Origin of the sequence: Dyella sp. (assembly GCF_035685885.1) — a bacterium.
In the GTDB taxonomy this organism is placed as follows: Bacteria; Pseudomonadota; Gammaproteobacteria; order Xanthomonadales; family Rhodanobacteraceae; genus Dyella.
This window is the reverse complement of the sequence record NZ_DASRZX010000125.1, coordinates 1-8,690: the sequence shown is the minus strand read 5'-3', so window position 1 is coordinate 8,690 and position 8,690 is coordinate 1. Positions and strand designations below refer to the sequence as shown.

Genomic DNA, 8,690 nt, shown 5'->3' with positions numbered 1-8,690 from the left:
CGCGCGCCCGTGCAAGTTCGTTCGGCGAGGCGATGGCGCCGCGCGCGCGGGCATCGTGCTCCCATGCCTGCTTGCCGCTGATGGCGCCTTCGGCATAGGCCAGCGTGCCAACGTAGTAGGCCAGCGCCCAGCGGTCATCGACGGACAGGGTTTGCGCATAGCTGGCCATCGAGGTGCCGGGCACACCTTGCGTGATGACTTCGAACAGCGACAGCACGCTGCGCTGGTCGGCGCGCGCCTGTGAGGTGAAATCGATCGGCGGCGGATTGAGCCTTGCGCCGGCAGGACCATCGCCATGTCCGCGCGCACCGTGACAGGCCGCGCATTGCGCCTGGTAGAGCGATGCGCCACGAGTGACATCGGGCGTGCTGGCCGGCGCGGTGGGTACGGGATAAGCCTGCAGCAATGCATCGGCCAGGGCATGCGCCTGGCGAGCGACATCAGCCTCAGCGGATTTCGCGTCGATCAGCGCGATCAGCCGCTCGGCCTGTGCGTGCAGCTGTGCCGACGCTGGCGAGGCGGGCAAGGCATCGACGCGGTCGCGCGCATGCCGCGCGAATTCGCGCATTTCCTGGTATTCCGATTCGCTGGTGACGACGCCGCGGTTCACCGCGCCGGTGTAGTCCGCCGCGAGGTAATCGAGCATCTGCCAGGTTTGCGTAACGTCGGCGGGCGCCGTCTCGGCCAGCAACGCGCCGGGAGTACCCAGCAGGACCATCCATGTCAGGAGGACACGAAGCAGGCGACGAATGCGAGTCATTCTCATCCGTAAAGTCTACGCCCGGAATGAGCTGCATGCGAGCGCAAGGGCATTTCGCCGCATCCATTGCTTCGACCCACCAGCGAGCCCAGGAAAGCGAGGGCCGACATCCAGTGATTTATGGCATGGCTCTGATCCAACCACGGAGGCCGGAGCGGAACATCAGCGCGCGGTAGCCGCGAACTCCTTTTCCATGTCTGCTTCACTGTAGAGCGCATCCAGTTCGCGCCCCAGGGCGGCTACGGCCAGCAGCTGTTGGCCGCGGAAATACCTAACGATGACGTCCTGCTCTTCGAACGAGCCATCGATCTCCGTGCGGTCCCAGCCTTCGGCATGTCCCACGTAACGGATAGTGGTGTCGTAGTGCTGGCTCCAGAAAAACGGCACTCGCTCGTACGCCTGCGGCTGACCCAGCATGTTCATCGCCGCCACCTGGCCCTGGGATTGCGCCACCACCCAGTGTTCGACACGAAGGCGTTCGCCCGTGTGCGGATCGGGCCAGCGCGCGATGTCGCCCGCCGCGAAAATATCGGGATCGCTGGTCTGCAGGTATCGATTCACCGTGACGCCGCGATCCACGGCAAGGCCGGCCTGCTCGGCAAGCGTCAGCACCGGTCGAACGCCGACACCGAGGACGATGAGGTCGCATGCGCCCAGCGAAGCACCGTTCTTGAGCCACACCACGCCTCCCTCGACGCGTTCCACCGTGGTTTCAAGATGAAAAGTCACGCCTTGTGCTTCGTGGATCGACTGGATCCAGCGCCCCATGTCCGCACCCATCACGCGCTCCAGCGGCACGGCTTCGCGCCCAACCACATGAACTTCCACGCCGCGGTGCCGTAGCGATGCCGCCACTTCCAGTCCGATGAAACTGGCGCCGATGATGGCGATGCGCTTCGCTTTTTCGCTGCGTGAGACGAGTCTGCTGGCGTCGGCATAGGTGCGCAGGTAGTGCACCGACTGCGGATCAGCGCCAGGGGTTTCCAGCCGTACCGGCTCGGCGCCCGTGGCCAGCAACAGTTTTCCGTAACGCAGTTGTTCGCCGTTGTCGGTGGTCACCGTGTGCGACGGGCGGTCGATGGCGGTGACGCGACGACCAAGCCGCAGATCGATGGTGTTGTCGGTGTAGAAGTCAGGCGAACGCAGCGGAATCCAGTCGGCGGGCGCGGTGCCGGCGAGGTAATCCTTTGAGAGGTTCGGTCGGTCGCACGGCGGGAAGTCGTCCGCCGACAGCAGCGTCACGCGTCCTGCGAATCCACAGCCTCGCAACTTGACCGCGGCTGCCATGCCGGCCGCGCCGCCGCCGACGATGACCACCGACTCCGGCGCCTCGCCGTCCGATGTCGTGTAGCGTGCGGGCATGCGCATCCGTTCGCCAACGCGGACGGTGCCGTTGATCGACTCGACCTGCCAGCAGTCGAGAGGATCCAGCGCCGGGGCACGCAGCGCTTCGCCTGTTGCAAGATCGAAACAGGCGTGATGCAGCGGACAACGGATCGTTCGTCCTACCACCAGGCCTTCCGCGAGCTCACCGTGATAGTGCGTGCAATAGGGCGAAATGGCGTGGAAAGCATTGCCCTTGCGCAACAACAGGACCTCGTCCTCGCCCACCCGGCCAACCACGGAGTCACCGTCGTCCAACTGGCCCACGGGAATGCCCAGTGCCAGATCGATGCGCTGGGTGCTGCTGTCGCTGGCCATGGCTGGTTCGTCTCCCGATGGGTGCACCTGCGTGGCCTTGATACCCGAAACTTCGGCAAGCCTGGATGAAACACGGACATTCCGCACGTGAAATGCCGGGGAGAGCCGGGTGCGCGTTCACGTCGAAAGGCGCCGGAGTAGGCGATGCGCGTGGTACGACAGCACACCAAAAGCCTGTCGGCCGGGGTTTATGGGGGGGGCACCATGCCCGTACATCGGCGGCGGCCATGTGGCCTGAGAGCAGGGCGCCAGCCTGGCGGGCGCCCTGCGTTTGCCGGGATCAGGGCGCGTAAGGCGTGAACACGCCAAGCGGCTTCATCCGGGCAGGCTGTTTCATCCGCATCAGAACGTGTCCACGTCGATCACGGCCTGCGCGAAAGCCTGCGGTGCCTCCTGCGGCAGGTTGTGGCCGATACCGCCGCTGACCAGTCGGTGCTCGTACTTGCCGGTGAACTTCTTCGCGTAGGCGCTGGGGTCAGGATGCGGCGCGCCGTTGGCATCGCCTTCCAGCGTGATGGTGGGAACGCCAATGGAGGGCAGGGCTGCGAGCTGCTGCTCCATCGCATCGAACTTCGACTCGCCGGTGGCGAGGCCAAGGCGCCAGCGATAATTGTGGATGGCCACGGCCACGTGGTCAGGATTGTCGAAGGCCGCCGCGCTGCGATTGAAGGTGGCGTCGTCGAACGTCCATTTCGGCGAGGCGCTTTCCCAGATGAGGCGCGCGAAGTCGTGCGTGTACTTGGCATAGCCGACTTCGCCACGCTCCGTGGAGAAGTAATACTGGTACCACCACTGCAGCTCGGCCTTGGGCGGCAGCGGCGCGCGATTCAATGCCTGGCTGCCGATGAGGTAGCCGCTCACCGACACCATGGCCTTGCAGCGCTCGGGCCAGAGCGCCGCCATGATGTTGGCGGTGCGCGCGCCCCAGTCGTAACCGGCAACGATGGCCTGCTTGATCTTCAATGCATCCAGCAAGGCCAGCCCATCGGCGCCCAGCGCGGCCTGCTGGCCGTTGCGGGGCGTGTCGGCGGAGACGAAGTGCGTGTCGCCGTAGCCGCGAAGATAAGGAATGATCACGCGGTATCCCGCGGCGGCGAGCAGCGGCGCCACATCCACATAGCTATGGATGTCGTAGGGCCAGCCGTGGAGCAGCAGCACCGGCTTGCCATTCGCCGGACCATCCTCCGCGTATGCCACATTCAGCACGCCCGCCTGGATATGCTTCAGCGGTGCAAAGGACGCGTGCGCGCCAGAAGCAGCATGCTGGGGCGATGCGGTGGCAGGTTCGCGCGTCTGCGCGTTCGCCAGCGACACCAGTCCAAGCTGCGTGGCGGCGAGCCCTAGCGCGGTGGTACCAAGAAACTTTCGCCGCGGCTGATCGATGGAATCCGACATGGAGTGTGTCCTTGTTGTGGAACGTGGTCGTGGGGCCAGGTTTGACGGCACGTGGGGGAATATTCGATGGATGCGTCAGCGGCGTTACACCGCGCGCATGAAATCCAGCGCCGCTGCCAGCCACAAACGGAAGGAGTCTTCGTCCTGGCGGCGGGAGCCTCGAGTCGCGCTTGCTTCATGCCCAACCTCCTGTCGAAGGTTTGTGCAAGTGCTCGATGCAGCGATGCCGACGAGCGGCGTAACGCGGCGGGCTTGGCGGTCGAATGATTGACGACGGGGAGCATGGGAGTAGCGTGGCGCGCGGGACGGGCCATGATGTCGTTCGCAAGAGAATCTGGCTCCAGATAACGCCGCGCTGCAATGCCAAATTCATCACAAATTATTGTTGTTAATCAATAGCATGTAAGCGATATTTAGATAATGCATTAGGTGAGAAATCGATTTATCCCGGCATCAATGTGAAGGGCATCCATCCCGCCAGTACGCCCGTCGCAACCTTCACCCACAGGAACGGCACTCACCGCAGCCCGTCCGGCAAGTCACTGCCGTCCTCATCTCCCACAAGGACCACCACTGCCATGAACCATCGTTTCGCGCGTTTGCTTGCCGTCGCTGCGTTGAGCCTGACCACGTCCGCATTCGCCGCCGTCGGCCCGGGTGCCGCCGCACCGGATTTCAGCGCCCAGGCCAGCCAGGCCGGAAAGACCATCAGCTTCTCGCTCGCCGAAGCGCTCAAGTCCGGGCCGGTGGTCGTGTACTTCTATCCCTCTGCCTACACGGGCGGCTGCGATATCGAAGCGCACACATTCGCCACGGAAGCGGCAAAGTTTGCGGCCGCCGGTGCGACCATCGTCGGCGTGTCGGCCGACAGCATCCAGCGCCTCAACAGCTTCTCGGCCGACCCCAACTATTGCGCCGGCAAGTTCCCGGTGGCGTCCGATCCGGATGGCAAGATCGCCGCCTCGTATGACCTGGAACTCTCGGCCGCCGTCGCCAATGCCAAGGATGTGCGCGGTGACGTCATCGACCACGGCTTCATTCCGCGCACCACCTTCGTCATCGGTCGCGATGGAAAGGTTGCCGCCGTGTTCTCGTCGGAACTCGACCACCTGCATCCCCAGGACCATGTGAGCAAATCGCTCACCATCGTCCAGCAGATGAAGAACGCGAAGGCTCCCTGAGGATAAGCGCCGGGGATGACTGGGCGCGGAGTGTTCGTGCGGCACCGACGCGCCATGGCCGGATCACCCCGGCCACGGCGCGTCTGCATCAGCCGGCGGATGACGTGCTGTTGAAAACCTCAAGCTGCGCGCCGAATGCGCGCTGGTAGGCAGGCCGCGCTTCGGCTCGCGCCACATAGTCGGAGAGGTTCGGAAATTTCTCCACCATGCCCGAGCTGCCCAGCCTGCGAAGTACCGTCACCATCAACAGATCGGCGGCACTGAACGCGCCATCCAGCCAGTCGGCACTGCCAAGGTGATGGGATAGTTCGCCCAGCCGTGCGTGGACGCGCTCGTCGAGGACGGCCATGCGGTCCGCGTACCAGGATTTGTCGCGATCCAGGATGAAGGTGAGGCTGCGCTCGAACACTGGTGGTTCCACCGTGTTGAGCGCGGCAAACATCCAGGTGATGGCGCGGGCCCGTGCATTCGGCTCATCGGGAAGCAACCCCGGATGGCGCTCGGCGATATGCAGAATGATCGCGCCCGACTCGAACAGGGCGAGATCGCCTTCCTCGTAAGTGGGAATCTGCCCGAAAGGATTGAGCCTGCGATGCGCGGGCTCCTTCATGTCCCCGAACGAAAGAAGACGAACTTCGTAAGGCTGCCCGACTTCCTCGAGCGCCCAGCGAACGCGCATGTCACGCGCCAGCCCTCTGCCGCGGTCAGGCGATCGTTCAAAGGCAGTGATGGTGGGAATCATGGTGGTGCTCCACAGGGCTGCCTGACGTCTGCCATGGGTTCCGTGGCGCCTATCGTGATCTTGAACACGGGTCATTCTCCTTGCCTGTTCATACCTGCGACGAACGGGCTGACGTGGATTCGACATGTGGCCTCGGCACCGACGGGTCGGTGTTACGGCCCATCGGTGGCGCCTTCCGCGCAGGTGGTCCTGGCGATATCCGGCGCGGATTTCACCGGACGAACGGCTCTCGTGCCTCGCGCAGTCGCGCTATGCGCGGCACTCCTGTTCCTGCGGTCGCTTGCTGTTGCACGCCGATAAGACATCGACACCTTTACGTGGCGATAGCCCAATACCCGCAACGTCGTAGCCCACGCCATTTCATCCCAGCGATGCATTGATGAACACCGAGCGTGGCGCACGCGATCTTTATGCTCGCTTCACTCCCGCTGGCAGGCAATTTCACCGGACCTGTGGCTCTCTCGGGGTGAGTTTTCCCCTTGATCTGATCATCGACCATGGACATGTCGCGAGACAGCAAGCAGTCCACCGGCACCGCCGAACACGGCGAGCGGTCGAAGGCTGTCGTCTGGGCGGCGCTTGCCGGCAATCTTGCCATCGCCATCTCCAAGACCGTCGCGGCGATTTTTACCGGAAGCTCAGCCCTGTGGAGCGAAGCCGTCCATTCCCTGGTGGATACCGGTAACCAGTGGCTGATGCTGCTGGGGATGCGCCGCGCAGCGCGCCCACCGTCCGAGTCGCATCCCTTCGGCCACGGGCTTGAGCTCTATTTCTGGTCCTTCGTGGTGGCGATCATGATCTTCGGCCTCGGCGCCGGTGTTTCGGTCTACCAGGGCATCGCCAAGATCCTTCATCCGGAGCCGATGAGATACGTCTGGGTCAATTACCTCGTGCTCGGCATCAGCACGGTCTTCGAAGGGGCGGTGTGGCTTTTCGCGCTGCGCGAGTTCCGCAAGGACAACAGGCGCTATGGATGGATAAAGGCCATCCGTTTCAGCAAGGATCCGACCGTATTCACGGTGCTGTTCGAGGACACCGCCGCGCTGCTCGGCCTGCTGGTCGCCCTGGCCGGCATCGCGATGACGCAATGGACGAACAACACTGTCTACGACGGCCTGGCTTCCGTGGTCATCGGCCTCATCCTCGCCGCCACCGCGACGCTGCTGGCCAACGAATGTCGCGGCTTGCTCACCGGCGAGGCGGCAACGAAAACGGTCCGCGAAAAACTTCATCAACTGATTTGCGGCGATCCGTCCGTCATCGACGTCCACCGCGTGCTCACCATGCATTTCGCGCCTCATGATGTGCTCGTTGCTGCCAGCATCAAGTTCAAGGATGAGCTGACCGTCCCTCAGCTTGAGGGCGCCATTGCCGATATCGAAGCCGCTATTCGCAAGAACCATCCCGAGATTCGACGCATATTCCTCGAACCGCGACGCAAGCCCAGCGAGGCGGCGCAGCGCACGCAAGTTCGGTAGGTGTGGCCCTCGCTTCTTCGCAGACGGGATAGCCAGACTCTGCGCATCGACTCGCCAGTGAGGGCTCCATGAAGGACTGGCGACAGCTTCACGTCGTGTCGTCTGAATGCGCCGTTCAAAATCACGTGCGCACGACATATCGCGCTGCACGGATTCACGACCCGCCATGAACGATAGTGCCCTTGCATCATCGAGCACGGGTCATGGCCGACAAGCCTGGGGATTCGCAGAAATCGTCGTGGCTGAAGCGCCTTGGTGCTGGCTTCATCACGGGCGCTGCCGATGATGATCCCAGCGGCGTGGGAACCTACTCGCAAGTCGGCGCCAAATTCGGCTACGCCATGCTCTGGGTGGTATTCCTCACGATCCCGCTCATGATCGCCATCCAGATGGTGAGCGCCCGGATCGGTCGCGTAACAGGTCGCGGACTGGCTGACACGCTCGCGCACCAATTACCCAAGTCGATCGTCTGGTTTCTGGTGGCTCTACTGGTGGTAGCCAACGTGATCAATATCGGCGCAGACCTGGTCGCGATGGGGGCGGCCATGCAGCTGTTGATCGGCGGCCCGGCGCTGCTCTATGCATTGATCTTTGCGGTGGGCTCCACGGCACTCCAGGTCTTCCTGCCGTTCGATCGATACTCGCCCATACTCAAGCTGCTGGCGCTGACCTTGTTTGCCTACGTGGCGACGCTTTTCGCCGTGCGGATACCTTGGGGCGTCGCGTTCCGTTCCACGGTGGCACCCAGCATCCAGTGGAACGCGGGCTACCTCACCGCAGTGGTCGCCGTGCTGGGCACCACCATCAGCCCCTACCTGTTTTGCTGGCAGGCCGCGCAGGAAGTGGAGGAACTCAAGCAGAGCGATGAGCGGGAGCCCTTGCGCCAGGCCAATCATCAGGCACCGGACGCACTGCGCCGCATTGCCCTGGATACCACGGTCGGGATGGTCTTTTCGAACGTGATCGCCTTCGCGATGATCCTGACGGCGGCGGTAGCGCTGCATGCACATGGAAAAACCGACATAGCCTCGGCATCCGATGCCGCCGAAGCGTTGAGGCCGGTCGCCGGGCGTTTCGCCTTTACGTTGTTCTCGCTGGGAATCGTCAGCACCGGCCTGCTGGCCGTTCCCGTATTGGCCGGTGCCACGGCGTTCGCAGTGACCGGCGCGGCGAACGCACCTTACGGTTTGGCGCGCAAACCCGGGCAGGCCAGGCTTTTCTATGTCGTACTGGTCGGCTCGATGGCACTGGGTGCTGCACTGACCTTTTCCCCGGTTGACCCGATCAAAGCGTGGCGGTGTCAACGTAGAAGTGCACCATCGATAGCATCGGCCAGGTCGTCCCGCCCGAGTGCGCGCATGAACATTTCGGCTGGACAATGGTAGTTCAAGGTGGCGCGAGGCCTCATGTTCATACGCTTGGCGATGGCGTCC

Annotated in this window: 6 protein-coding genes and 2 pseudogenes; 3 read left to right on the top strand and 5 right to left on the bottom strand. The window is 63.4% G+C overall.

Going from position 1 to position 8,690, the window contains the following annotated elements; genetic code table 11:
- The 3 genes from VFG49_RS14675 to VFG49_RS14665 form a co-directional block, all read right to left on the bottom strand.
- On the bottom strand, positions 1-760 hold a 760-nt coding region (locus VFG49_RS14675), incomplete at its 3' end, for a cytochrome c (RefSeq protein ID WP_324861789.1).
- 162 nt (positions 761-922) lie between these two features.
- Complete coding sequence (locus tag VFG49_RS14670; RefSeq protein ID WP_324861787.1) at positions 923-2,461, bottom strand: FAD-dependent oxidoreductase; 1,539 nt, start codon at positions 2,459-2,461, stop codon at positions 923-925.
- Positions 2,462-2,803: 342 nt separating this feature from the next.
- On the bottom strand, positions 2,804-3,856 hold the full coding sequence (locus tag VFG49_RS14665; protein WP_324861785.1) for an alpha/beta fold hydrolase: 1,053 nt from the start codon (positions 3,854-3,856) through the stop codon (positions 2,804-2,806).
- A gap of 578 nt (positions 3,857-4,434) precedes the next feature.
- On the opposite strand from VFG49_RS14665, the gene VFG49_RS14660 reads away from it, so the two are divergent.
- Positions 4,435-5,037, top strand: coding sequence for a peroxiredoxin (locus tag VFG49_RS14660; RefSeq protein ID WP_324861782.1), 603 nt, complete (start codon positions 4,435-4,437; stop codon positions 5,035-5,037).
- Between the two features lie 88 nt (positions 5,038-5,125).
- Here VFG49_RS14660 and VFG49_RS14655 read toward each other — a convergent pair whose 3' ends face one another.
- On the bottom strand, positions 5,126-5,779 hold the full coding sequence (locus VFG49_RS14655; protein WP_324861780.1) for a glutathione S-transferase family protein: 654 nt from the start codon (positions 5,777-5,779) through the stop codon (positions 5,126-5,128).
- A gap of 503 nt (positions 5,780-6,282) precedes the next feature.
- On the opposite strand from VFG49_RS14655, the gene VFG49_RS14650 reads away from it, so the two are divergent.
- Both VFG49_RS14650 and VFG49_RS14645 read left to right on the top strand, forming a co-directional pair.
- Positions 6,283-7,257, top strand: a complete 975-nt coding sequence (locus tag VFG49_RS14650) for a cation diffusion facilitator family transporter (RefSeq protein WP_324861778.1) — start codon at positions 6,283-6,285, stop codon at positions 7,255-7,257.
- Between the two features lie 203 nt (positions 7,258-7,460).
- Positions 7,461-8,510, top strand: a pseudogene (locus VFG49_RS14645) (NRAMP family divalent metal transporter); the annotation flags it as partial.
- A gap of 47 nt (positions 8,511-8,557) precedes the next feature.
- Here VFG49_RS14645 and VFG49_RS19295 read toward each other — a convergent pair.
- Positions 8,558-8,690, bottom strand: a pseudogene (locus tag VFG49_RS19295) (IS30 family transposase); the annotation flags it as partial.

What these genes read in the sequence shown, in the direction of transcription:
- VFG49_RS14670 (WP_324861787.1), bottom strand. Translation starts at nt 2,461, where the DNA reads ATGGCCAGCGACAGCAGCACCCAGCGCATCGATCTGGCACTGGGCATT.
- VFG49_RS14665 (WP_324861785.1), bottom strand. Translation starts at nt 3,856, where the DNA reads ATGTCGGATTCCATCGATCAGCCGCGGCGAAAGTTTCTTGGTACCACC.
- VFG49_RS14660 (WP_324861782.1), top strand. Translation starts at nt 4,435, where the DNA reads ATGAACCATCGTTTCGCGCGTTTGCTTGCCGTCGCTGCGTTGAGCCTG.
- VFG49_RS14655 (WP_324861780.1), bottom strand. Translation starts at nt 5,779, where the DNA reads ATGATTCCCACCATCACTGCCTTTGAACGATCGCCTGACCGCGGCAGA.
- VFG49_RS14650 (WP_324861778.1), top strand. Translation starts at nt 6,283, where the DNA reads ATGTCGCGAGACAGCAAGCAGTCCACCGGCACCGCCGAACACGGCGAG.